Origin of the sequence: Geothrix sp. 21YS21S-2 (assembly GCF_030846775.1) — a bacterium.
In the GTDB taxonomy this organism is placed as follows: Bacteria; Acidobacteriota; Holophagae; order Holophagales; family Holophagaceae; genus Mesoterricola.
In genome coordinates, this window is the sequence record NZ_CP132910.1 from 3,899,859 (window position 1) to 3,921,848 (window position 21,990).

The window sequence follows — 21,990 nt, forward strand, 5'->3', positions numbered from 1 at the left end:
ACCACGAGGACGGATGCTGATCGCCTTCTTTGTCCTCTGGAGTGCCATAATTCACACATGAAAAACCAAGCCGCAGTGATGAAGATCCTACGAGAGGCCAAGGCGTTGGCCCAGCAATACCGGGCGTTGACGGGGAAACCACTCGGGATCACGGGCGAGGTGGCGGAATTCGAGGCCGCGCGAATCCTCGACCTCCAACTAACCGAGGCCAGACAAGCGGGCTATGACGCCACCGAAACCCGGCGGGGACGCCCGTTCCGAGTTCAGATCAAAGGTCGCTGCATTCTGCCGGGGGCCAAGCCTGGACAGCGGCTTGGGGCGATCGATATCTCCAAGGATTGGGATGCCGTCCTTTTGGTGCTGCTGAACGAGGACTTCGAGGCGACCGAGATTCATGAGGCGCTCCGCGCGAACGTCATCTCCGCATTGGAAGCGCCAGGTTCCGTCGCCAGGAATGAAAGGCATTCGCTCGGCGTGGCCAAATTCAAATCGATAGGCACTCAGCGTTGGCCCAAACCCAAGTAATTAAACCCGGCTTCGAGGACAATCTTGCGGTTGCGCTGGCGAGCCAGTCCACGGAGAACGGGCGCTCCCGGTAGATGCATCAGAGGGACCGTTTCCTGGCCACTGTTCGCTTCGGTAAGACGACCTCATCGGCGAATTCGTAATAAACCCTACCGGCGTTCCTGTAGGCTACCATTCCATAACTTATGACGGCGCCCTGCCAGCCACGCGGGAAGAGCTTGATCGCTGTGCGGAACAACTCTAGGGCAGTTTTTGGCACCCTCGAGAGGTCGACCGGGATTCGGCCTATCGCCGATTCCAATCTCTGATGTCTAAATACGAACGGCAGTTCCGATTTCATCTTAGTAAAAAGTGATTGTACGGTTTCCAGGTCGGAAACTGATGTCAATGTGAAATTGGCAATAATTGGAAAGTTTCTATCGAAATAACCGGGTTCTGTGTTGTCCCTGTTCTTTCCAGGATCTTTCGGACCGAATCCACCGCCATTCCACATCTGATGATTATAAGTTTCATTATATATCATTAACATGAGACCTTCGTTCGCCGCCGTGCTCATAGATTTGTCTAGATAGATAGCTTTATATCCAATCTGATTCAAATCTATGTTAAGGCGTCCACTTAATTTTTCGTGATGCTGGCTAAGACGATCATAGATATCATTGGCTTTACCGACATACATTGGCAACTTTTTGTAATACACTACGTAAACTCCCTGAAGACTTTGATTGCTCGTTTGAAAATCCCTAAGTGCCGTCAGGGAATCCGGATTGAGCACTGTGACTCCAAGGTTCGTCTCCAGCTCTGCGTAGAGCTGCTCTGAGATCGTCTTGAGGAAATCGAAGGAGAAGTGCTTGTGCATGCACCAAGTATGCCCAAAATGGTTCGCGCATACACTTGGGGCCAAGGCAAATATAGCCGTTGGTCTCCTGAGTCATGTGGACCTGGACGCGTTGCCACTCAAGGTTGCCCGTGGCGAGACGAATGGGAAGCATCCTCTTTCCAATTCAATTGGAGTGCCTGGAGGGGCTCGGGCCCGGGTTAATGGGGTCGGCGCGGTGATGCCATGTGGACAACAATTCCTTTACCCATTACGTCGATTTGAAGGCCATCAAGCGGGGGGTAACTCCGGGTGCGGCTCCCGGATGACACGGCTTCGCCTTCCTCTCACGAGCCATTGGCCCATTCCTTTAATTTCTGCCATAGCCCGCGCTTCTGCTTCCTTGCTCCAGGCCGGCCCGCAGCCGCTTCGGCACTGAGATCCATGAAGAATGCCTCCTTCGCCTGGCGGTCATGCTCCCTGCCTTCCACGATCGCAGATGGTGACATCCTTTGGGCCCAGACCACCTGGTTGCACCGGATCCAGTAGTGGGATTGGCATTTGAATCCCCAATTGCCGATAGACGGATATAGTGAGACGCCCCTGCCGTCGAAGATCAGTGTCCAGTCCGTGGGCCTGATGGGTGTGACCACCACGTTCCCGCAGCCGCAGCAGCATTTGTGAGAGGCTGTCGCGAAGCGCATGGATATGTATATCTCCCCGTCCAGCAGGGCCTCTGGGATGAATTCAACGAACTTGTGGCTGAGGGCGGTTGCTCGCGTCACTCTGGGCGGTCCTCGTTGAGAAGCAAATTGCCGTCAATGGTGTATTGGCAATGGTGCTCCTGCTTGAGGTCCCGGTAGAAGCCAAACATTTTTTTCCACTTGATTACCGCCAGCGCGGCATTGAGGGCGTTGAGGTCGGCGATCTGGATGTTCCGGTCATACTCGTTCCCCCCATCCGCATCAGAGAAGGAGACCCGCCCACGCAGATGGTCCCGCCGGGCCGGGGTGCTGGTGGTCACTCGTAGGATCCCTCCCAGTGCACCTTCCGCCTCAACCACCCCCATGCCCACGTCGATGAACGGAATTTCGAGGGCCTCCAGCTTCTCGACGAGCGCTTTTTTGATGGGGCCGCTATCCAGGCAGAGGAAGACAAAGTCCATTCCCTGGAGGCAATCGATATTCTCGTTCTCCAGGTAGGCCTGGTGATCTATCAGCCCACGGTGCATCCGTGAATAGATCTCCGTGAGATAGGCCGTCTTCCGGGGCCGTTGACGGAGTTGCTCGAGGGTGGGGGCGCCTGGGGCCCGGAAGGCGTTGTGGGAGAAGAACGTGTCCCCATCGAAGAGGTGGACCTCCCTGACCGGGGTCTTGGCCACCAGGTCGAGGACATAGGACCCTGTACCGCCTAACCCGACAATTGCGACCTTCCCTAGCTCCAGCTTCTTGGTTATCAGGGCGATTCCGGCGCGGCTGGAGGCGGTGTCAATGTAATTGAACACCGACTCATCCACTTCGGGCTCGACGAGGGCGGAGGTTTTCGCCGAGACCGTGTGATCGAGCCGCCACGCCGGCCCCGATAGGATGTCCACATAGGCTGATACTTTGGCGTGGAAGTCCGGGTAGAACCCCGATGGCTGCGGCTTGGCTGAGAAACAACGGTCCACAACGACCCCTTCCGCGAGGGTCTGGGGCCCGGCTGGGTTTTTGATTTTTTCTATCTCGGTTCCGTCTTCGAAACAAGGCTGCTCGCCGGCGAAGTAGGCCACGTGGTCCTCCGGCCTAGCGGTTTCATCCCCGGCCAGGTTGAGCTTCATCACCAGCGTGCCGCGGAGGATCTCCCTGCGCGAGTTGACGTAAGGGACGTTCTTCACCAACAGGTGGCCTGACTTGATTCGAAGGCTGTACCCTTCCTCCCACAGGTTTTTGAGGTCTTGGCTACGATTTATCAGTTGTCGTGACATTGAAGATCATCTCCTTCTTGATGTGGACGGATTGGCCCTCCTTCAAGGATCCTTCGCGGTTTTCGCGCGGGCCGTCCTCATAGGAGATGGTGAATAAGATGTTCGGCCCAGACGGGATGGGGTTGAAGGCGAGGGCGACAAGTTGGTCGAACGAAATCATCGGCCCGGTCGTCATCTTCGCAGTCCCGTTCACGAAGATTTGGACCTCCTTGACCCGTTTTGGCCCGGTGTGGAAATGATCGTCCTCCTGGAGGTGGAAGGGTTCAGGGCCGTTGGCGATGGGCTGGTCCTCCTCGTCCCCCCTGACCTCGCGGAAAAGGACGAGCCCCTCCGCCACCTGGCCGAGCCGGTAAAGGGCCTCACCGGTGGTGGGACTGGAGGCATGGTATGGGGATTGGTCGATGTGGATCCTGACCTGATGGGGTTGTACCGATTCTGAGCCGGTTTCATGCATGGCGGTTCTCCGTTAGGTGGCGGTCGAGGGGCGCGTGAGCTTGGCGGGGTGGTGGTGGCTAAGGGGCTGGCATTCCGATCTCCAAACAAAGCATACGTCAGCTTACGAAGCTTACAAGGGGTACAAAAAAATTTATCCTATCCGCCGTCCCCGAGGGGGTAAAGGGTGTTCAGCCTGATTCGGGAAACGGCGGGATTCACGTCGAAGATCTCGGCGAGGGACCTGACCGCGTCTTCCCGCAGTGACTCCGGGACGGTCACCTCTGTAAGCTCACCAGGGCGGATGAGGAAAGGCTCCAACGCGGTTCGGAGGGTCCGGCGCGGCAGCAGGAGGGCGCCGATCGACTTGTTGGCCTGGAGTTCCCACCAACGGCCGTCATAGGTCTGGCGAATTTGTCGCTCCGCGTCTCGACAGAGCACCTTGGTCGCCGAGACGTCGGGATCCCGCCCGAACAAGGAGAGACCGACGTCCTTGAATGCGAACAGATGGGCATGCATGAGGCAGTGCCCCGCCTCGTGGGCGAGCGTCGAGTTGAGTCGGCGCTCCAACGGTTTTTCTCCGTTGCCCACCAGGTGATTCCCAACATGGACGCTCCGAACCCCTGTGTCGGTGAATAGGGTGTAGCCGAGCACCCCGGCCGGAAGGTCCTCGTAGACAGGGGACACCCCGAAACGTTTCTCAATAAAACGTTCAACCCGTATCGGTTCCGGATTGGATGGAAGCAAGCCTACGGCCAGGAGCGCCTCCTCACACATTTGGTCGATCTCCCAGTCGCTGAAGTGCGGACGCTCCAGGAAGGGGCTCCCTCGTCCGTGGAACGTCCTCATTTTTTCCTCTCCCCGGGGTCGGAGGGGGGAAGTTGATTCTTTAGGATCTTCAATTGCTCTTCGACGGGAAGCTCGATGAGTTTCCGGAAGGCGACCCCAAGGGCCGGGTGGGCGTTGGCGATACGTCGCATCTCCTCCACTGGAGGTCGGCTGTCGTATTGTTGGAGATCCTTGATGGTGGTCTCGAGCGCGTCCGCGAGGTTGACCAAGGTCTTCTCGGATGGAAACCGCCGCCCGAGTTCCACATCGGAAAGGAACGCCGCAGACGCCTCGCCTACTTTTTTGGAAAGCTCGCGGAGGGAGAGATCCTTGCCTTCCCTCAGTTCCCGGATTCGATCGCCAAGGGTTTTTACCATGATGTAAGCTTACGTTGCGTACAAGTATTGTCAAGGCCAAGCGGGAACGTTGGAGCCTGGGGTCCATGTCTGCTCAAATCAGGTGGTAATCTTCGCCATCTCCTCCGGGAAGGCGTCGAACAGGCTGACCAATCGGTCTTGTGCGGGCGGCTTAGGGTGGACCGGTTCCGCAGGGACCGCGATCGTCGGAAGCGCGATGTTGGATTCGCCACGCCGGATCTTCTCGATGCGTGCGCGGAAGAGGTTACAGAACGGATGCGTCGGCCGTCCGTTCGAAGGCAAACTCAATCCGCCTGATGCGTATTCATGCTTGTGGTCGTACTGGACGCCCTGTTTCAGGTCGACCACCCCATCACAAATTTCGCAACGGATAGCGGATCCCAGCAGCGCCCGGACGTTGATTTCCGACCTAATTCCCCGGCTGAAGGCGCGGCTCTTCCCGGATCCGTTCTCGGCGCCTTTACCAGGGCCACCGAGAATCCGGATGGCCTCGGCGTCCACTTGGTCGTCAGAATCGGCCGCCTTCGCCAGCAGCATCTCCACCAGTTTCTCGATCGTGTCTGAGATGGGAATGGCCGATTTGAACCCGGCCCCGGCATTGTGCTGGATCTGGGCGAACGGGTCTTTGTAATCGATTAGGATCCTTTCAAGCCGCCCCCGCACGGATGAGAAGGCAATCTTTCGCTCCCTGATCTGGTCCTCGTCACCGCGCAACAACCAGTAACACCAGCCATAGAAAAGGCCACGGACATAGCCGCCCTTCTTGTTATACCAATAAATCAATGGAGCCACGGAGAGTGTCGTCGATCCGTGGCTACGATCGGTAAAATGCGAGATCGACGTTTCGATTCGTGTCAACAGGGAATCCGTCTCTGCGATGAGCTCACCAACGTCGTCGGTAATGCTCCTTTCCATCATTTGGACGTACTTTTCCTCGTCGACGGGATGCCGCTCTGAAAGCAATGGCACGATCTCGATGAGATTCTGATGTCTGCGTGAATCGGCGGAGGTCACGACCAACGGAACGTTGATGTCGACGATCTTGGCATCGAAGGGTGGGATGAAAAGCGCCTTGCTGATGTCTCCGCACCGTTTGGAGAATTTGCTAAGTTTTGACGACGCCTCGCCGGCCAGGTTCAACGAAGGCGCCGGCATCGGCCAGTAGTGCCCTGCCGCACCGTCGTTGGCGATCGACATGATCGTGCGGCAAATGCCCCCCTTGCGGTATTCAATCAACAACTGTTCGGTGGGATCGAGAGGAGCCCCCTGCCGGTTGATGTCCAGGAATGAGGCCTCCGCAGCCGCGTAATCCCCTTCCTCCCATTGGGCGTGAAGGGTACGGTTAGCCCTGGTCATCGCCCGCAGAAATTGGGCTCTTGCCGCTAGGGTTTCTGGCAGATCCACTTTGGGCGCGCCTCCGCGGTCGGCGACCTCGTCCCATTCCTTCAACGCCGCGCAGAATTCCTGGAAATGGCCGATCCTCTCGCCGACGCAGCGCCGGGTCGTCTGGGCCGTCGTGATGATCTCCTCGTAGTTCTCACAGTGTGCGTAGAAGTCGTTAGCCGCCCTGTCCCCCCAGTCGTCGACCATCCAGGCCCGCAGAACAGACAACCGGTGTGCCCCATCGAGGACGTACACCTGCCCGGTTTCTTTGCTTCTCCAGAGGATGATCGACGGGATGATCCGTCTATGGACGACCGAATCGAGGAACTTCACGCAATCCTCGGTATCCCAAGCGCAGGTCGCACGCTGGAAGTCCGGTTTGCGCAAGCTCGTGAACCAACCTTCCTTTATGTCGTCGAACCGGATGCTCGGATCTGGTCGGCCGTCGAATGGGTCGATGGGAGAGTCCTCCGCAACCAACGCCTGATACCGCAGGCTCTGCCGGCGGATGAAGTGGTCGAGATGAACGCGCGGACCCTTGGCGGCAAATTTGGCCATTGGCTTGACCTCCGACTCGTCGAGGAACTGGGTACACCGAAGATACCACCGGTCGGGAAAGCCCACAGCTACACAGGCCCCCCCGGGAGCCTGGCTGAAGGGGGGCCGAGGAATTCTACCAGTCGGTGGCCAACAGCCTCCGGTTGTTTAAGTTCGCACTCCCAGACGACCATGAACTCCCACCCCAAGGCCACGAGGTTTCGCTCGGCCAGGAGATCCCTTTCCTGGTTCCGACGTCGCTTCTCCTCCCAGAATGCGACGTTTGTCCTGGGTAGCCTGGTCCCATTGGGACACGTGTGCCCGTGCCAGAAACACCCGTGGACCCAGACAACCTTCCTCCGCCCCGTGAACGCTAAGTCGGGCGAGCCTGGCAAGGTCCGCAGGCGCAAACGATAGCGGTACCCCATCGCGTGGAGCAACCGTCGGACGGTAAGTTCGGGGCGGGTGTCCTGCGAACGGACCCGTGACATCACCCAACTCCGGAACCCGTCCTCCCCCGGCTTGGGTCTTCCTCCCGTCCTAACCATAGGATTGAGGATCGATCCCCCTCTTGTGGCGCGCAAGAGGATATCGGTCGCTGGGGCGCGGGCTGGTGGTATGTTTAAAACATGAACAAATTAAAAACGGGTTCTATTCCTCTGGTTGACTGGGCCGAGGGCCTTGAGGCCCTCCTACTCCCAATTCCGACCTCGGAAAGCGAACTCACTGCGGATCAGTTGTCGAAGGTCCGCCGAAACGTGTCGCGGACGATTGAGCGGCTGTCCGAACTTGCCCGCGCATGGGACCCGGTCCGCCTACCATCGACGATTTTCAATCCTTCCGATCCGGCGATCATGGGGCCGATGATCGGGCTTGCCCTGCTGGCTCAACCAAGGGTTCCCCTCGGAAAGGTCGGTAGGTTCTATGGGTCCGGCGTCTATGCCATCTATTATCGCGGGGATTTTGACGCCTACAATCCGCTCAAAGGGGCAGAGCACCCGATCTACGTCGGCAAGGCCGACCCGAAGGACCCCAAAGCGGACTCGCCGATCCTCCAGGGCACCAAGCTCGCCGACCGCCTTGGGGAGCACGCCAGGAACATCGGCAGGGCCTCCAATCTGAACTTGGAGGACTTCGAATGCCGCCACCTGGTCGTCGTCAGCGGCTGGCAGGGATCCGCTGAAACCTTCCTCATCCGGCTATACGAGCCGGTTTGGAACAGTGAGACTGGGATCTGCTATGGCCTGGGCAAGCACGGGGACGCTAGCACGACCCGCGCCAACAAACGTTCTCCATGGGATACCCTTCATCCAGGCCGGACTTGGGCGGCCAATGGGGACCAGGGGGACCAACACTCGGAGGTGTCGATCCGGGCCCGGATCGCGAAACACCTGCAGGAACACCCGCCCCTCTGGACCATCGAGGAAGGAGTCGAACGTTTTTTCGCCGCTCTCCGGGCTTGAGCAGGGCCCCTCAGGCCGACATCAAGTGCGCCTTCACGCTTGAGGCCACCGCGAGGGCGAGGTTAACCGGGACTGCGTTCCCGAGTTGCCGCATCACTTCGCCCCACGCCCCGCGGAAGACATACTCGTCCGGGAAGGTCTGAAGCCTGGCGCTCTCCCGGACAGTAAAGTAGCGCACCCCCCCGTCCGCTCCGAGGAGCATGTTCTCGCCGCCGGGGACGCCGTGCCCTCCGGCCTTCAAGGTTTTCGCCGGAGCGTCCCAAGGGCTGCCCGTGTGCCCTGGATAAGAGCGTGCCCCGGGGTTGAACAGGTGGTTGTGGAAGGTCTCCCCGCCGTTCCCGCGAGTGGGGTCTGGAAGGTCGGCAATTGCGTCGCGGACAGTCTTCCAGGCCTCCCCTGATGGACAGCCCTCGCCCCTCAAACGGTCCAATCGCGCTTTGATGGCCTCGGGACACTTGGGACGGCGCCTTTTGGCGACCTCGTGTCGTTCCCAATACTCGCCCGTGACCCACTGGTCCCAGATGAGCCTCTCCTCGTTATGGGTCGGGCTCGGGAATGACCAGGCCGGGAACTGATCCTCGCGAAACCCGACGATAACAACCCGTTCACGACGTTGCGGAACGCCGTAATCCGCGGCGTTCAAGAGGCGGAACACCACTTGGTAGTTCAACCCCGACCTCCGGCCCTTCCCGGTGTGATGGCGCTCCAGTCTCTTCAGGTGGTCGGGCCATTCCTCGCCCTCCCGCTTGACTATCTCCGGGTGAGTGAGTTGGAGGATGATGTACCCGAAGTAGCTGGCGAACGACTGACGCAGCAATCCTTTCACGTTCTCCACCATGAAGCCCTTCGGCTTCAGTTCTCGGACCGCCCGGACCGCCTCTGGAAACATGTCCCGCTCATCCTCGTGCCCGCGATGCTTACCGCCAAGGGAGAACGGCTGGCACGGGGGGCCCCCGGCTACGAGGTCGATGCCTTCACCAAGGAGCGAGTAGTCGTATTTGCGGACATCGCATTCAACGACCTCCCAATCACGCACCAGTTCTACCTTGCGGCGCTTGTTCTCACGGATGGTCTCACAGGCATCCGGGTTCCATTCCAGCACCGCTTCGTGGTGAAATCCGGCCTTAGCGGTTCCGATGGCCAAGCCACCGGCACCGGCGAAAAGTTCGATCGCTCTCACAGCACTCCCCATCGTCGCGGTTGATTCATTCTACTCCCCAAGAAGGTGCCGGACCAACGCCTGCCCTTAGGCGATTCACCTTCTCCCATGCCCGCCCCCGTCCGTCTGGTGCGCTGGAACGTCCGAACCACTCCGATGCTTGGCTTTGGGCTCAGGCGGTTCAGTTGCCGAAGGGTTCCCTGTTTCCTTGGTCCACTCTTCCATGATCTTGCACCGGCTGAATGCCTGTTTGACAAGGCGGTCGACGAGGTTCCCGACCGTGATCCGTTCCATCGCAGCCTTTACCCGCAAGATCGACATCGTCTCCGAATCGATTGTGCATTGCAGCATTTCACGCCCATCGGGAATCCTTGCCATCCCACTGACCTCCATTTGGTCAATGACCAGTATGAAGTTATGTAGTCAGTGTTTCAAGTCCTCCTCAGGTTGCTGCGGCCCTGCAAGGCGTCGTATTTTGTCCAAATGCTCTTGCCGGAACCAGCCGAGAATCCCTTTGCGCTGGTCGCCTTGGTAGTAGACCCGCTCGCCGAGAATGTAGTCCAAATACAGGCGGGCTCCGGAATGGTGGGTGAACGGGCCGTCGGCCCATCCTCCTCCCCACATCCATGAGGGCAGTAGATCCACGACCTCCACCTGCCAGCCGAGGGCTTGTCGTGGTCCCTTGGGTTCCTGGGCGGCAAAGGCGGCCAGCGCAAGCTCTGCCATCAGAAGCCCATAACTTCCGTCGTCCTCTGGATCACGTTCGGTTCCATGTGAGGACGAATGCACGGAGAGATGCCTCACCAGGGGCCAGTGGATACGGCAGGTGCTGGAGATCGTCTGGTGGTCCGTGCCGGTCATGTCAGCGTTGTCCAGGATGGGGCATTTACAACCGAGTGCCCGGGCCTCAGGGCTTCCAGGGGGAGGTGGCATGGGACAGGTCATTTAGGTGACTCCACTTCGGCTCCGGCGGCCCAGCCTTGGGCCACCGGAGTATTTTTGGCCGCGCTGTTCACTCGTGGTAGCAAAGATATTTCGAGGCAAGCCTCCTTTGGGGGGCTCGCATTGTCAACCCAGTTCGAACACCTCCATGGATTCCAGCGCCATGAGGCGACCTTCATGGAGAGTGGCGGCCCGTCCTTCCCTGAGCAAGGTCTTGGCCCTGATGGTCAGGATCTTCTCCTGGAGTTCTTCACCGTGGAACTCATCCTCCAAGGCTCCCTTGAGGGCGTAGTACCAGGCGGTTTCCTTGCCGTCCACAGCATTGGGGCCGGGCTTTTCATTGAGTGACCGGATCTTCTGGGTTTCGGGAAAGGGCACGCCTTCCATCCACCCATCAAGCGCTTCAGGGTTGAGCCAGAGCGTAAAGCCCTCCTTGTCGAAGATTGCCAAGGGGTAGAACCTCCCGGTCGAGTACCCCCCAGCGGGAGTCAGGATGGGCACGGCCACCACGTGTACAACCTGGTGGGCACGGGCAAGAGCAGCCCACGTGGCTCCAGCCTCCTTCAGGAACTTGCACTGGACGGTCGAAGGGGAGGAGAACTTGCTCCCAAACATGAGTTGCATGAAGGAAAAGCCTGAGTTGAACCGGCCAGCGATCTGGTAAAAGGGCGAATCAACCTCCCTGACCCTCACCTCGATCTCCACGCCGCCCCCGGCAAGCCGCTGGGGATTCCCATTCGCGTCAAATTGAAGGATCGGGCAGCCCTGCGAGGCAAAGTGGGGAGTGAACCCGGACAGGGAGCCACTCATCTTGGACTGCTCCTCCAATTGCCCCGTCAGCAAAGCCGCCCGTGGATTCAGGTCGATCATCGCGGCCAGTTCAGTTCCTGAAAGTCCCATATCCAAACCCCTTATCTGATTGGTTCAATTATTGAACCTTGATTTTGTATGGTTCAAAAATTGAACCACGAAAAAGATAACTCCTGGGAATGGACTTGGCAAGGGGTTTGGTTTAATTTTTGAACATGGCTGCTGTCGGTTCAGCAAGTGAACGTCTGAAGACCTTTCGCCTTGCTCTTGGGTTGACCGGGGTTGCCTTGGCAAAGGCCTTGGGGCGGTCGAAGGGAACCGTCACCAACTGGGATACGGGAAGGACCGCCTTACCCCTCTCTGCTTGCTTGGGAATGGAAGCTGCTTTCGGCGTCTCGGCGAAATGGCTGATGGACGGAACTGGGTCCATGTGGCTGGAAAAGGATTTGAGGTCGATCAGAGACACCTTCCCGGGACTGGTCGTCATACCAATCGCCCCCTTGGAAACATCTCTTGAGCCATCTGGTGCATGGGTACCTCCAGCTCCCGGTACGGAGGCTATAGGTCTTCCGCCAAGCTTGGTAACTCCTATCGCACCCTCGAGCGATTCATCTATTGAGGGAAACCGGGTTTGGATTCGGATTTCAGATCCTTTGATGCGAGACACGCTAGGCGAAGAAGCACACGCGCTTGTAGACACTTCCTTGGGGCAGCGTGAAATTGTTAGCGACCACGCCCTCTACTTGGTGCGGACCAACCAAGATCAGCCACCATCGGTGCGACGCCTTGCCGTGGAGCCTACGACTGGAGATTTGGTTGTAGCCTGCGATGGAAAAGACAAGGTGCCGATGCGTCTGGGGCGCGCTGGGCGGGAATGGCGTGAAACAGTGCTGGGTCGTGTTATTTGGATCCTTCGGCGTCCTTAAGGATGCCCGTTTTTCGATCAATAACGGCTATGCATCGGTCAGCGCGCCGGGTTCAGGAGGCTCAGGCCGAGGTTTCCGGGGCTTCTTGGGTTTTGCGGGTGGCTCCGGTACGGTCATCCAATACACCCGGCCGATTGAGTGCAGGGATGGTCCCCACGCCTCCCGCTGTTTCTCGTTCAACAGCAGGGCAGAGGTTTCCAGCCGGCATCCGAAAAGGTCTCGGTCTTCCGCTCCCAGGTCTCGGGCTGTGGTCAGGAGCAGTTCCGCCCCGGAATACAACAGCACGCCGGGCGGCGCGACGACCAGCCCATACTCCTGGCGCATCGCGGTGCCTTCACCTGGCGTTGCTCGGACAACTGGCCAAGCGCAGAGCCACGTCCTGCCACGCACGGTGGGATTGGGGTTCTCCTCATCCCGGCCCAGGTATCGCGCCACCGCCGCGATGATGGGGCGGTGCGCCCTGACAGCCGAGGTGAACCGTTCCCGGTCGTGGAGTCGGCGTTGGCTGGCGTTAGCCGGGCCATTCGGATTATCATCACGCGGATCCAGCCGGGTTCCCGCCCAAATTACGGTGCCGTCCGGGGTAATCCGGGGGGCCATGCTGCCGCCCTCACCAAGCACCCCGCCTGGGTAGTAGCGGGCCAGCAGCGCCTCAATCTTCTGAGCGTCCACCACCCGGAATTGAAGCTCGGACGGCATGGACGGAAGCTCACCGAGATCCCGCAAGAAAAGGTACCGCTCCCCAAGGGCGGGCCGGGGCGGACGGGCAGCAACTACCTGTTTACACCAATCGAAGGCATCCCCCAGCCCCGGCCACCGGCTCGCATCGAGCGCTCCGGGGAGGCCCAGGGGGAGAGGCTGCGTGCTCACTCCGGCGCCGATTCCAGCCCAGCCAGACGCAAGGGAGAAGGCCGCAGTTCCCTCCGGGGGCACCAGCATGGAAGTGGGGGCTTCCAAGGCTCCTGGAGCCGCCTGGGCATGCCCATAGGGCCTTTTCTTCGTTTCGCCCTGTGCCGTACTAGCGATTGGAGAGGCGAGGCTTGGGTTGGATGGGACCTGGGCGGCGGATGGCGTCCCAGAGGCGGGTGGCAAATTCCCAGGCGGTTTGGAGGAAGGGCTTGCGGGTGGAAACGACTTGGGGCCGGACATGATGAACCTCGGGATTGAGCCGCGGCGGCGGCGGGAGTTTGGGCAGAGCAGCGGCGGTTCGAATTGTGGGAGCGGCCAGGAGCGGTAACGTTAGGGGCAAAGGAAGATATTTCGGGGTGGCCGTTCCTGGCTTGGTCAGGATCGGGACGTCCCGGACCGGATCGTAAGAAACCCCCGCATTTTTCAGGCCGTTCAAGGAAAGACCACGGTCGATCTGGGAAGCGTTTTTTTGCCTTCCCTCGAAGCGGTAGCCCAGGCCAGTGATTTTGGTGCGGTCCTGGGTCCATTTGGGCTCCAAGGACACTCCTAGTGCCAGCAGCTCGTCGTGGAACTGGGGGAGGGTGATCCCCGGACGGATTACTTGGTCCGCCATGTGCTTCACCCGGCTTTCCCAGAGCAGCATCGGCGCGGCAGGTTTTTGCAGCACTGAAATCGTGCCTGGGATTGGTAGCGGCGGCAGCACCGGGCCACCCTTCACGGATGGTGCCCTCCAAAGTCCATGTTCGCGCTCAATCGCCCGGGCGATGCGCTGAGCCTTGTTTCTGTCCCCGGTCCGGTCAATGCGCTCGCCCGAATAGTTCACGATGCTGGTGACACAATGCAGGTGTTGAAATTGTTTATCCGTGTGCTCCGTTTCCCGGAACGGGCAATCGCCGTACCCGAGCTTGCCAAGCACCTTCCGCGTTATTTCAGATAGCTCCACTTGGTCTCGTCTGCCATCCTCCGGTGCGAAACTGACGATGATGTGAATCACGTTCCGCTTGATCTCGGGACGCAACGCATGAACCCGCTCGAACTCGGAGTAATAGTCCTCGAGCCGTGCTCCCGGTAGCAGAGATCCATCGATTTCTTCGGCGGGTCCATCCGGTGTCGCGTGTTTGCCAACGTGCGCTCCGTATTCGAGCGCATCATTCGCGTCGCGGCGGTGGATGATTTCGATGATCATTTCTGCTGCACCAAATTCGCCACCCATTTATCCAATTGGGCGCGAAGGTCAATCGTTGCTAAGCGCCACCGTTCCCACGCGTCTTTCTTGTCCTCCGGCGCGGACCGTTTCCAGGCGGCGAGGATTCGCACCGATTGATTCAGCAACACACCAGCTCTGCGCAATTCCGTGACCATCGCCAAGTCCATGGCCGGAGGCAAAGGCGCTGGAAGGTCGCGGTCTACAGCGGCGGCGCGGATGATCTGCGAAACGGAAACGCCACGGTCATCGGCTGCCGCCTGCAACCGGACATACTCGTCCTCGGAAAAACGCACGCTGGCAACGCGTGTTAACACGGGAACAACAGACTGGGTGGGCAAGGTACCTCCGGCGTGACAAACAGGTCCAGGACGGGAGTCCTGGCAAGGGGCCGCCAGCGGGAGAGCAACGCGATCCCGGGCGGCAGACGACGACCTACGACAACGCCGTAGGCGGTGGTGTAGGCGGCGGCGATACCTTGCGGTCAGTTTATTTGATCCCGCCAAAGTCACTTTGAGTTCGGCTGTATGCGCTGTCAAGGGCAGCTCTTCATACGCGACCTGTCATTTGTGGGTGGCTGCAGCGTTAAACTAGCTCGAATTGGTGCTATCTCATGTGGTTAATTATGTCACTCGGAAAGTTGTAGAAAGCACAGCCCGGGGGGCCCGCCCCCCGGACCCCTGGGGTGAGCATTGCAAGCCAAAGCAGGCGTGCAAAGACAGGGAGGGCCACCCGGTTCGGAGTGGCCCTCTTGCTTGCTTCGGCTGCAGACGTAGGCGCTTCCGCCAGCACCACCTGTTACGGTCCTTCCGGCCTGCCTAATTAGGATCGGTCTTCCCGTTCTATCCGTCCAGACAAGTTCCTCTGGTCGGAGGTAAACACCCCTTCCGGGCCTCCATGCGGTTGCCTAAATGACCCTGCAGGCGTCCTCCAACACTGGGCGGCGCTTGACCAGAACTCGGGCGGAGACCCGACCAAACAACTCTCCTCCTTCGAGGTGGCAGAAATGGGGTATGGCCACAGAAGTGGTTCCTTGTTCCCTCCAGGTCCGACGCCAAGGATGGGCAAGTTGCGGTTCGTCATCACAATTAACGAAGGGCCACTTGGCCTCCGGCCGTTCTGCCATTTCCTCATCCAGATACCCTTCGAGGCATTGCCTTCACGGGACTGCTCCATTTGCGTTCGAAGCCAACAATCTGGTGGACCTGTTCTTGTCTCCGTATCCGCACCAACTTGTGGTTATTTGCACGCTCTGCAATCCGGTGGTTCATGGCGGCGTGGTGGGCCTGCACCTCGGCATTATTCTGTGCTATTTGGAGTGCCTTCCCAGTGCTGTGCTAGTCGGTCATGAAGAAGCCGTATTGCCACCTCCAAGAGGCTTGGCATTCAGCGTTATGAATGGCTTCCGTGGCAATCCGAGCCAGGCCTTCGCGAAAGCTATCGATTGGCATAGTATTGCCGTTTTGAATTTCATCGCTTGGCGGGGTTATCTATTTCCTCTTGCGCCGATCCTTGCCGAGTCGATTGTGTGAAATTTACGGGATGATCTGGATCGATTCCGGTTCTTTGTTTGGGGTAGAATAATTTCCTCTTATCCAGGGCCGGGGCGGCACAAGTTTGCACCGGCCTTTATCGCTCCCTGGAGGTGCGATAAGGGCTACTTGACCCACAACCCCATGGATGTCGATGACCCAGACCTGAACCTTCGTACACCGGAGGACGTTGTTCGTTTCCAGGCGGCAACTGAGGCCCTGGACAACTGCATTTGAGGGCTCGCATGCCAAACCCTCGAAACCACGATCCGTGCCCGACTCATCAGGGGCGAACGAAGGCGGGCCGGGTAGGGGGGAGAACCGAAGGGCAGTGCCGGCCGCGAGCCTCACGCTTGCCTCCCGGCCTGGGGCACCCCGGTCGGCGAGCGTAGCGGGGGGTGTCTGGGATGGCCGTTGGGGCCCGCCGCACGCGGTTGGCCGCCAACTCAGGCGCAGGGAGAAGCCGGGTGGGTGTGCCTGTAGGCTCGGACCCCCGGACCGGGGAGCCGGTGTACCCAGTGTTTCCTGCTTCCAATCGCACTTGATTGCCTAGGCTGAAAGTCGCAAGCCTCGCGGCTTTCCTGAAGGAGCTCTTCCAGCAATCGGATCGGGTGGCGATTGCGCAATTCGCCTCAAGCTGCGAACACGAATTGTTGTTCGTTCAGCGCTCTGAAGCAGGAATCCAGCGGTACAGGGTCGGAACCGAGACACCCAGGGATGTGGCCACATCTTTGCGTGGCGTCCCACCCGCCAGGAGCCGCTTGGCGGCCTCCAACTTGCCGTTGGTCAACCGACGCGGGCGCCCCCCTATCCTGCCCTGAGCCTTGGCTGCGGCAAGCCCCGCACTCGTGCGTTCCCGGATGAGTTCCCGTTCCATCTGTGCCAGCGAGGCCATGACGTGGAAGAAGAACCGCCCCGCCGGGGTGGACGTGTCTATGGCATCCGTAAGGCTCCTGAAGCCCACCCTGCGCTTTTCGAGGTCCCCAACTAGGTCAACCAGGCCCTTCACTCCGCGGCCAAGCCTGTCAAGCTTCCATACCAGGAGCGAATCCCCGGCCCGCAAATGGGACAGGGCCTCCTGGAGACCAGGCCTATCCGTGCGGGTGCCGGATAGTTTGTCGGTGAAGATCCTTTCGGCCCCTGCCAGCTTCAGCGCGGAGACCTGGAGGTCGAGGTTTTGTTCCTCGGTGGAGACCCGAGCGTAGCCGATGAACATTTAGCCACCTCGTGTTACACAGTCAGGACCCGCACCATATCGCCACCATACTCGACGATGGCTTGGCGCTCCCCCTCCTTGGGCATCGTAATCCTGGCACAGAGCGGCCCAGGGATATCATGCTCCACGGTGGCCCCGCAGGCATGGAACGCAACATCCAGAAGTTCCCGGCGCTCCTCGACGGAGGAACTATCGAATTCGTCCCTATTCGACTCGACGATATAGCGGATTGTGTCGCGCATGGACTTCTCCCTCCTGGGGGCTTTGGCCGTTCTCAAAACCCATTATCAGGATAGGTTCTGAGAATTTAATTTCAAGATAGGTTTTCGAGAAAGCAACCGGCTAGATTTTATGGTGGGAGCCAAAGCGATGCGATGCATTCTCAAAAACGGTCCTCTTGACAGTTACCTGATCACCCACATTTCGGAAGAGGAGTTCAGCGAGGATCGATGGTCGGTAGGTGTACGATGCTCATGCCAAGCGGCATAAATGTCCCGGCTTGACAGTCCAAAAAAGAGTACAATTCTGATTGTGTCTGTCCATTCGCTGCAACTCATACCAATTCATGAGGTACCTTCAGGTCATTATTTGCTTGGTGATCACTCCATTCCTCCTTGTCGTCCTCCAGGGCCTGATTTTCCTAACTCCCGAAAGATCTCGATACCAAGCCTATGATAAAAACAATAATAGTCGAATCGTTCAAATCGCTCGAAAATGTCAAGGTTGAACTTGGCGCACTCAATGTCTTTGTCGGTGCCAATGGTTCCGGGAAGAGCAATCTACTGGAAGCCATAGGCGTTTTATCGGCAGCAGCCGATGGTAAGGTGACAGATCAGACATTGCTACAGCGTGGCGTGCGCCCTGGAGTTCCACAACTCTACAAAAGCTCTTTTCCAACAACTGATCGACGCCAGCCCTCACATATTTACTTTAGTGCTTGGTCGGATTTGGCACATTATGACGTTTCATTAAATAACCCACTCACAGATCCAAAACCCGCGTGGAAATTCAAAACAGAGTTATTAGAACAAGGCTCTGAACGGCTCGCAAGCCGGGGGCCCAACATGCGAAACAATCCCAATACAGAAAACGGTCTTGTTGCGTTGAAAGCGGTTGAGCTTAAGGAGGATGATCCTGCCTTAGCATTATTGCGCCTTCTCCAAAATTATGTCATTTATTCACCGACGACGCCAGTTCTTAGAGGAGTTGCGCCGGAAACCCAACCCAGACTTCCACTGGGATTATCTGGTGGACGGTTGCCCGAAGCCGTTCGAGAACTCCTCGCTGCTCGGACAGACGGTAATCAGGCTAAAAACGTGTGCCAAGAAGCACTTAAGCTTATTGGCTGGGCGAAGAGCTTTGGTTGGTCGCCAGCATCCCATCTTTCTCTATCTTCGGCAGCAAGTTCTTCACCAACAGTGATTCGATTTGCAGACAAATACATGCAATTAAATAGAAACGTGCTATCAGGGTATGACGCAAGTGAAGGTGCACTTTATATTCTATTTCTCGCTATACTTGCCACGCACTCAAAAGCGCCTTCATTCTTTGCAATTGATAATGCAGATCATGGTCTGAACCCAGGCTTGGCCGCGAGCCTCATGAAACATTTTTCCAGCTGGATTTTGAATAGCGCAGATGATCGTCAACTATTAATGACGAGCCACAACCCGGCTGTTTTAGATGGTTTACCGTTACAAGATGACCGCATTCGATTATTTACAGTTGATCGTGACAATAAAGGTAAAACCATTATAAATCGCGTAATCATCAATGACAAGATATTATCGATGGCGTCTAAAGGCTGGACATTATCTCGCCTTTGGATGAATAAATTAATTGGCGGTATGCCGAATGTCTAGAACTATCCGAATCGCTTTAGTTGCCGAAGGAATTACGGACTATGTTTTCCTGGATGCGGCAATTAGGGCAATGCTTGGCAACCAATCATTCGATCTAAAATTGCTCCAGCCAGAAGAAAGCGTCGCATTTACCGGTGGAGGGGATGCTGGTCAACTGGGTGGAGGATGGAAGGGCGTTTATAAGTGGTGCCTTCAAGCAGTTCAACGTAGCGAGGGAGATTTCAAAAGCGATCCTCTTTTTATCGGTTACGATTTACTCCTTATTCATCTAGATGCTGATGTCGCTGGCGAGGATCCTGCGAACTCCCCTAAAGCACCCATTGTGGAATTGGCCGACTTGCTGCCTTGCGAGCAGCCGTGCCCACCGCCAAGCGCAACGACGAATGAATTGCGCAGAGTATTGTTATCTTGGCTAGGAGAGACTTCACCTCCTCCTCGAACCATCCTTTGTACACCATCAAAAAGCACTGAGGCTTGGGTAATGGCTATTTTCTTCCCGACTGATCGAGAGATGACAAGAAAAGGTTGGGAATGTCACCCAAAGCCAGAGAATCGGCTCGGTCAACAACCTATCAAGGTGCGCTTTTCCAAAAATTTTTCAGATTATGAAGCTCGAAATCCAGGGATACAAGCCGGGTGGCAATCCGTAGTAGCCCGCCTTTCCGAGGCGAGTCGGTTTCAAGATGAATTCCTGGCCGCCATTGGCAGTGTATCCGTTTAACGATAAGGGCAAATTGGGCTATTCTCAAAAACGGTGGTTATTGATAGCTTCGGCAATCCGGGTTGGATTTCCCTGGAGAACAGGAAGGTGGCCAAAATTGAATTGGGTGGTAGGCTTTCCCTTTGCAGTCGAATTCGAAATGGGGCATCATCCCTAAGAATTCACAGCAAAAATTTCCATGAGAAGCCATCATGTTGGTACTGATGGTTCTTCCCCAACGGAGAAGTCAATGACTTCAACAAGGCACCAGGCCAAGTCGAAGACCTCGCAAGGAGTAGCTCTCGCGGTTCGAATTCGCGAGTGGGCGTCCTCTGAGAAAGGGAAAGAAGTCCTGAGCGCGACCCTGCGGGAGGTCACCGATGAGGCGGCTCGCCTGGAGAAGGTCCAGCGCATTGATCCAAAGGCCATGCTCCAGCTAGTCACATACTGAACTTCTCAAGTTCGATGACTTCCGGAACGGACGTTCTCGCCTTCGATATGACCGCCTTCAAGAAGGTGTTGAGGGAATCAAGTGGCTCGGCAAGCAGTGCGATTGAGACCAAGCAGCAGGTCGAATATTTGGACAGCTATTTTTCCACAATTCAACCTGCAACCATGGTCGTAGAACAGGAATATGTCGATAGAGATTATTTGGAAGATTATTCTTCTTATTATGTAAGATGTTTTTCGTCCTATCCAAGATTCTGCAAGAGGATACATTTCTTTTCGAAACCATTTACTGAAGAAGATTTTTTTAATATCCTTCGTGCAGAGGCCTCTGAGATAACTATCCAAGACCTTCAAGACTCCTTTTTGGGTTTCATAGTTGTTAAGCCGCTACCTCTCTCTGTGGTCGGGCGCACCTGTCTGAAAACATTCGATGGGAATGGAGAACGCTTTTATCCAATAAACAGGACCTATGTCGCTCACCTTTGTGGGATTGAGCTTAAAGTCGAAAGTTTGGCATTTCAGGAACAAGATTCAGTTGCTGGAGCTTGCGCAACAACTGCTCTTTGGTCGGCTTTCCATGCAACCAGTCGTAAATTCCAGCACTCACTCCCATCTCCATTTGAAATAACTAAGGCTGCGGCCTCAATCAGGCAAACTGCAGCAAGAACCTTTCCGTCTTCTGGGCTCACAGTGCCGGAGATGGGTCAAGCAATCAGGAGTGTTGGGCTTGAGCCCCATGTGTTTGCTTCATCTGATGAGATTACGATAAGAAGTGCAATCTATTCGTATCTGTCTGCGGGGATACCAATCCTGCTTGCTGTGGAGCTGTGGGATACCGAACCTCCAGCGCCCGTGTCCTTGGGCGGGCATGCGGTAGCTATTACTGGGTTCGGGGTGCGTACTTCACCGGCTGTGCCGATGGGACCTACCGGGATGCTGGATGAATCTAATCGGATTAATCGAATCTATGCCCATGACGATGGTTTGGGCCCATTTGCGAGAATGGAGCTAGACGGTAAGAATGTTGTAACGAAGAGGAATGCGAACGACCCAGAGGAATACTCTCTCGCTACTACTTGGAAAAATCCAAATAATTCAAAAGGTTTTATTCGTGCTGTTCCACAAATTATGCTTGTTCCCGTTTATCATAAAATTAGAATTCCAATGCGTAAAGTTCACAACGAAATTACTCAGCTCGATCGTTGGATTGAAGGCTTTAGGGGCATAGGATTATTGCCGTCATTGGCAGCAAGGCTTAACTGGGACATAAGGCTTTCCACCGGTAATGATGTAAAGGCAGCGATTGTATCCTCTTCGGCAATAAGCCCGGAGATTAAGGTCAAGGTTTTAACCACTTCTCTCCCCAGATTTTTGGGGAAAGCTGTGGCGTGCTGTTCGGGAAGCACTGTGGCCGAGTTCTATTTTGATCTAACGGGAATTGACCAGGGTGTAGCGTTCTTGCTGGCTATTCCGCATAATAAAGAATTTTCAGAAAATTTGAAGACACTTGCAAGCGAACCTCAGGTTGAGGCAGCCATATCTCCAACTCCAGCATGGAATATTTTTAATTGGTTTAAGAATTGCTAGCCAACCCTTGAGAGCACCTGCACACGCGAATCCTGGCGGCGAGACCCCCAGTTTGATCGCAAACGCCACAGTGGTCTATACGCCGTTTATACCCCATAATGGATTGCGAGCCCGTTTGCAGCCCAAGAATGCCCAAGTACCGTCAAGTGGTGTAGCAAGAGCGGCCAGCGAAGTGCAGCCGATCCCGCATGATCATATTTCAAGGAAATGTTGCTGATGATAGACCTTTGGCCGGGGCGGTGTGGAAAACGCGCCAGCGTTTTCCAGGCGAAGCCCGCAGGTGTGGGAAGGTTGTGGACCCGAAGGGCGCCCCGCAGGGGCGTTGATTGTGGACCCGAAGGGCGGGCTGAAAGCCCGTTTCGCGG

At 56.9% G+C, this 21,990-nt stretch carries 23 protein-coding genes; 7 read left to right on the forward strand and 16 right to left on the reverse strand.

Going from position 1 to position 21,990, the window contains the following annotated elements:
• Positions 1-57: 57 nt before the first annotated feature.
• Positions 58-525 carry a hypothetical protein gene (locus RAH40_RS17230; protein WP_306598824.1) on the forward strand — a complete coding sequence of 156 codons (468 nt, stop codon included), beginning with the start codon at positions 58-60 and terminating at the stop codon, positions 523-525.
• Positions 526-604: 79 nt separating this feature from the next.
• On the opposite strand, the gene RAH40_RS17235 is transcribed toward RAH40_RS17230, so the two are convergent.
• The 8 genes from RAH40_RS17235 to RAH40_RS23065 all read right to left on the reverse strand — a co-directional run bounded on the left by RAH40_RS17235 (position 605) and on the right by RAH40_RS23065 (position 7,413).
• Positions 605-1,384, reverse strand: coding sequence for a GIY-YIG nuclease family protein (locus tag RAH40_RS17235; protein WP_306598825.1), 780 nt, complete (start codon positions 1,382-1,384; stop codon positions 605-607).
• Positions 1,385-1,689: 305 nt separating this feature from the next.
• Positions 1,690-2,046, reverse strand: a complete 357-nt coding sequence (locus RAH40_RS23060) for a DUF6527 family protein (protein WP_373432580.1) — start codon at positions 2,044-2,046, stop codon at positions 1,690-1,692.
• Between the two features lie 77 nt (positions 2,047-2,123).
• Complete coding sequence (locus RAH40_RS17240) at positions 2,124-3,308, reverse strand: ThiF family adenylyltransferase (protein ID WP_306598826.1); 1,185 nt, start codon at positions 3,306-3,308, stop codon at positions 2,124-2,126.
• Positions 3,283-3,762, reverse strand: coding sequence for a multiubiquitin domain-containing protein (locus RAH40_RS17245; protein ID WP_306598827.1), 480 nt, complete (start codon positions 3,760-3,762; stop codon positions 3,283-3,285). Before RAH40_RS17245 ends, RAH40_RS17240 begins: the two co-directional genes overlap by 26 nt.
• Positions 3,763-3,899: 137 nt before the next feature.
• Positions 3,900-4,589 (reverse strand): ImmA/IrrE family metallo-endopeptidase, encoded by a 690-nt coding sequence (locus tag RAH40_RS17250; RefSeq protein WP_306598828.1) that lies wholly within the window; start codon positions 4,587-4,589, stop codon positions 3,900-3,902.
• Positions 4,586-4,945 (reverse strand): helix-turn-helix domain-containing protein, encoded by a 360-nt coding sequence (locus tag RAH40_RS17255; protein ID WP_306598829.1) that lies wholly within the window; start codon positions 4,943-4,945, stop codon positions 4,586-4,588. Before RAH40_RS17255 ends, RAH40_RS17250 begins: the two co-directional genes overlap by 4 nt.
• A 78-nt stretch (positions 4,946-5,023) precedes the next feature.
• Positions 5,024-6,886: a DUF262 domain-containing protein gene (locus tag RAH40_RS17260; RefSeq protein ID WP_306598830.1), complete on the reverse strand. Its 1,863-nt coding sequence runs from the start codon at positions 6,884-6,886 to the stop codon at positions 5,024-5,026.
• Between the two features lie 68 nt (positions 6,887-6,954).
• Positions 6,955-7,413, reverse strand: coding sequence for a very short patch repair endonuclease (locus tag RAH40_RS23065; protein WP_373432581.1), 459 nt, complete (start codon positions 7,411-7,413; stop codon positions 6,955-6,957).
• Positions 7,414-7,494: 81 nt separating this feature from the next.
• Here RAH40_RS23065 and RAH40_RS17265 point away from each other — a divergent pair, with 81 nt between their 5' ends.
• The gene (locus RAH40_RS17265; protein WP_306598831.1) at positions 7,495-8,328 is read left to right on the forward strand and encodes an Eco29kI family restriction endonuclease; all 834 of its coding nucleotides are present in this window, start codon (positions 7,495-7,497) and stop codon (positions 8,326-8,328) included.
• Between the two features lie 10 nt (positions 8,329-8,338).
• Here RAH40_RS17265 and RAH40_RS17270 read toward each other — a convergent pair whose 3' ends face one another.
• From RAH40_RS17270 to RAH40_RS17280, 3 genes are all read right to left on the reverse strand, one after another.
• Positions 8,339-9,508 carry a DNA cytosine methyltransferase gene (locus tag RAH40_RS17270; protein WP_306598832.1) on the reverse strand — a complete coding sequence of 390 codons (1,170 nt, stop codon included), beginning with the start codon at positions 9,506-9,508 and terminating at the stop codon, positions 8,339-8,341.
• A gap of 402 nt (positions 9,509-9,910) precedes the next feature.
• A complete protein-coding gene (locus RAH40_RS17275) occupies positions 9,911-10,348 on the reverse strand; it encodes a hypothetical protein (RefSeq protein ID WP_306598833.1) in 438 nt (145 codons plus the stop codon).
• Positions 10,349-10,555: 207 nt separating this feature from the next.
• Positions 10,556-11,299, reverse strand: a complete 744-nt coding sequence (locus RAH40_RS17280) for a hypothetical protein (protein WP_306598834.1) — start codon at positions 11,297-11,299, stop codon at positions 10,556-10,558.
• Positions 11,300-11,454: 155 nt separating this feature from the next.
• Here RAH40_RS17280 and RAH40_RS23070 point away from each other — a divergent pair, with 155 nt between their 5' ends.
• The gene (locus RAH40_RS23070; RefSeq protein ID WP_373432582.1) at positions 11,455-12,165 is read left to right on the forward strand and encodes a helix-turn-helix domain-containing protein; all 711 of its coding nucleotides are present in this window, start codon (positions 11,455-11,457) and stop codon (positions 12,163-12,165) included.
• Between the two features lie 27 nt (positions 12,166-12,192).
• On the opposite strand, the gene RAH40_RS17290 is transcribed toward RAH40_RS23070, so the two are convergent.
• The 3 genes from RAH40_RS17290 to RAH40_RS17300 form a co-directional block, all read right to left on the reverse strand.
• Entirely contained in the window at positions 12,193-12,864 is a 672-nt protein-coding gene (locus RAH40_RS17290; RefSeq protein WP_306598836.1) for a hypothetical protein, read from the reverse strand.
• Positions 12,865-13,183: 319 nt separating this feature from the next.
• On the reverse strand, positions 13,184-14,260 hold the full coding sequence (locus RAH40_RS17295; protein ID WP_306598837.1) for a relaxase/mobilization nuclease domain-containing protein: 1,077 nt from the start codon (positions 14,258-14,260) through the stop codon (positions 13,184-13,186).
• Positions 14,257-14,619 carry a hypothetical protein gene (locus RAH40_RS17300; RefSeq protein WP_306598838.1) on the reverse strand — a complete coding sequence of 121 codons (363 nt, stop codon included), beginning with the start codon at positions 14,617-14,619 and terminating at the stop codon, positions 14,257-14,259. The genes RAH40_RS17295 and RAH40_RS17300 overlap by 4 nt, the downstream gene beginning before the upstream one ends.
• 858 nt (positions 14,620-15,477) lie before the next feature.
• On the opposite strand from RAH40_RS17300, the gene RAH40_RS17305 reads away from it, so the two are divergent.
• The gene (locus RAH40_RS17305) at positions 15,478-15,810 is read left to right on the forward strand and encodes a hypothetical protein (RefSeq protein ID WP_306598839.1); all 333 of its coding nucleotides are present in this window, start codon (positions 15,478-15,480) and stop codon (positions 15,808-15,810) included.
• Between the two features lie 661 nt (positions 15,811-16,471).
• Here the strand turns inward: RAH40_RS17305 and RAH40_RS17310 are convergent.
• Together RAH40_RS17310 and RAH40_RS17315 are read right to left on the reverse strand one after the other, a co-directional pair.
• Positions 16,472-17,026, reverse strand: a complete 555-nt coding sequence (locus RAH40_RS17310) for a recombinase family protein (RefSeq protein ID WP_306598840.1) — start codon at positions 17,024-17,026, stop codon at positions 16,472-16,474.
• A 14-nt stretch (positions 17,027-17,040) separates the two neighbouring features.
• Positions 17,041-17,268, reverse strand: coding sequence for a hypothetical protein (locus RAH40_RS17315; RefSeq protein WP_306598841.1), 228 nt, complete (start codon positions 17,266-17,268; stop codon positions 17,041-17,043).
• Between the two features lie 429 nt (positions 17,269-17,697).
• Between RAH40_RS17315 and RAH40_RS17320 the strand changes: the two genes are divergently transcribed.
• The 3 genes from RAH40_RS17320 (at position 17,698) to RAH40_RS17330 (ending at position 21,625) form a co-directional block, all read left to right on the forward strand.
• Complete coding sequence (locus tag RAH40_RS17320) at positions 17,698-18,888, forward strand: AAA family ATPase (protein ID WP_306598842.1); 1,191 nt, start codon at positions 17,698-17,700, stop codon at positions 18,886-18,888.
• Positions 18,881-19,609: a hypothetical protein gene (locus tag RAH40_RS17325; protein WP_306598843.1), complete on the forward strand. Its 729-nt coding sequence runs from the start codon at positions 18,881-18,883 to the stop codon at positions 19,607-19,609. Before RAH40_RS17320 ends, RAH40_RS17325 begins: the two co-directional genes overlap by 8 nt.
• A 477-nt stretch (positions 19,610-20,086) precedes the next feature.
• Positions 20,087-21,625, forward strand: coding sequence for a hypothetical protein (locus tag RAH40_RS17330; RefSeq protein WP_306598844.1), 1,539 nt, complete (start codon positions 20,087-20,089; stop codon positions 21,623-21,625).
• Positions 21,626-21,990 lie beyond the last annotated feature (365 nt).

What these genes read in the sequence shown, in the direction of transcription:
- RAH40_RS17230 (WP_306598824.1), top strand. Translation starts at nt 58, where the DNA reads ATGAAAAACCAAGCCGCAGTGATGAAGATCCTACGAGAGGCCAAGGCG.
- RAH40_RS17310 (WP_306598840.1), bottom strand. Translation starts at nt 17,026, where the DNA reads ATGTTCATCGGCTACGCTCGGGTCTCCACCGAGGAACAAAACCTCGAC.
- RAH40_RS17265 (WP_306598831.1), top strand. Translation starts at nt 7,495, where the DNA reads ATGAACAAATTAAAAACGGGTTCTATTCCTCTGGTTGACTGGGCCGAG.
- RAH40_RS17260 (WP_306598830.1), bottom strand. Translation starts at nt 6,886, where the DNA reads ATGGCCAAATTTGCCGCCAAGGGTCCGCGCGTTCATCTCGACCACTTC.
- RAH40_RS23065 (WP_373432581.1), bottom strand. Translation starts at nt 7,413, where the DNA reads ATGGTTAGGACGGGAGGAAGACCCAAGCCGGGGGAGGACGGGTTCCGG.
- RAH40_RS17325 (WP_306598843.1), top strand. Translation starts at nt 18,881, where the DNA reads ATGTCTAGAACTATCCGAATCGCTTTAGTTGCCGAAGGAATTACGGAC.
- RAH40_RS17245 (WP_306598827.1), bottom strand. Translation starts at nt 3,762, where the DNA reads ATGCATGAAACCGGCTCAGAATCGGTACAACCCCATCAGGTCAGGATC.
- RAH40_RS17280 (WP_306598834.1), bottom strand. Translation starts at nt 11,299, where the DNA reads ATGATCGACCTGAATCCACGGGCGGCTTTGCTGACGGGGCAATTGGAG.
- RAH40_RS17330 (WP_306598844.1), top strand. Translation starts at nt 20,087, where the DNA reads ATGACCGCCTTCAAGAAGGTGTTGAGGGAATCAAGTGGCTCGGCAAGC.
- RAH40_RS17250 (WP_306598828.1), bottom strand. Translation starts at nt 4,589, where the DNA reads ATGAGGACGTTCCACGGACGAGGGAGCCCCTTCCTGGAGCGTCCGCAC.
- RAH40_RS23060 (WP_373432580.1), bottom strand. Translation starts at nt 2,046, where the DNA reads ATGCGCTTCGCGACAGCCTCTCACAAATGCTGCTGCGGCTGCGGGAAC.
- RAH40_RS17240 (WP_306598826.1), bottom strand. Translation starts at nt 3,308, where the DNA reads ATGTCACGACAACTGATAAATCGTAGCCAAGACCTCAAAAACCTGTGG.
- RAH40_RS23070 (WP_373432582.1), top strand. Translation starts at nt 11,455, where the DNA reads ATGGCTGCTGTCGGTTCAGCAAGTGAACGTCTGAAGACCTTTCGCCTT.
- RAH40_RS17295 (WP_306598837.1), bottom strand. Translation starts at nt 14,260, where the DNA reads ATGATCATCGAAATCATCCACCGCCGCGACGCGAATGATGCGCTCGAA.
- RAH40_RS17290 (WP_306598836.1), bottom strand. Translation starts at nt 12,864, where the DNA reads ATGCCGTCCGAGCTTCAATTCCGGGTGGTGGACGCTCAGAAGATTGAG.
- RAH40_RS17320 (WP_306598842.1), top strand. Translation starts at nt 17,698, where the DNA reads ATGATAAAAACAATAATAGTCGAATCGTTCAAATCGCTCGAAAATGTC.
- RAH40_RS17255 (WP_306598829.1), bottom strand. Translation starts at nt 4,945, where the DNA reads ATGGTAAAAACCCTTGGCGATCGAATCCGGGAACTGAGGGAAGGCAAG.
- RAH40_RS17315 (WP_306598841.1), bottom strand. Translation starts at nt 17,268, where the DNA reads ATGCGCGACACAATCCGCTATATCGTCGAGTCGAATAGGGACGAATTC.
- RAH40_RS17235 (WP_306598825.1), bottom strand. Translation starts at nt 1,384, where the DNA reads ATGCACAAGCACTTCTCCTTCGATTTCCTCAAGACGATCTCAGAGCAG.
- RAH40_RS17275 (WP_306598833.1), bottom strand. Translation starts at nt 10,348, where the DNA reads ATGACCGGCACGGACCACCAGACGATCTCCAGCACCTGCCGTATCCAC.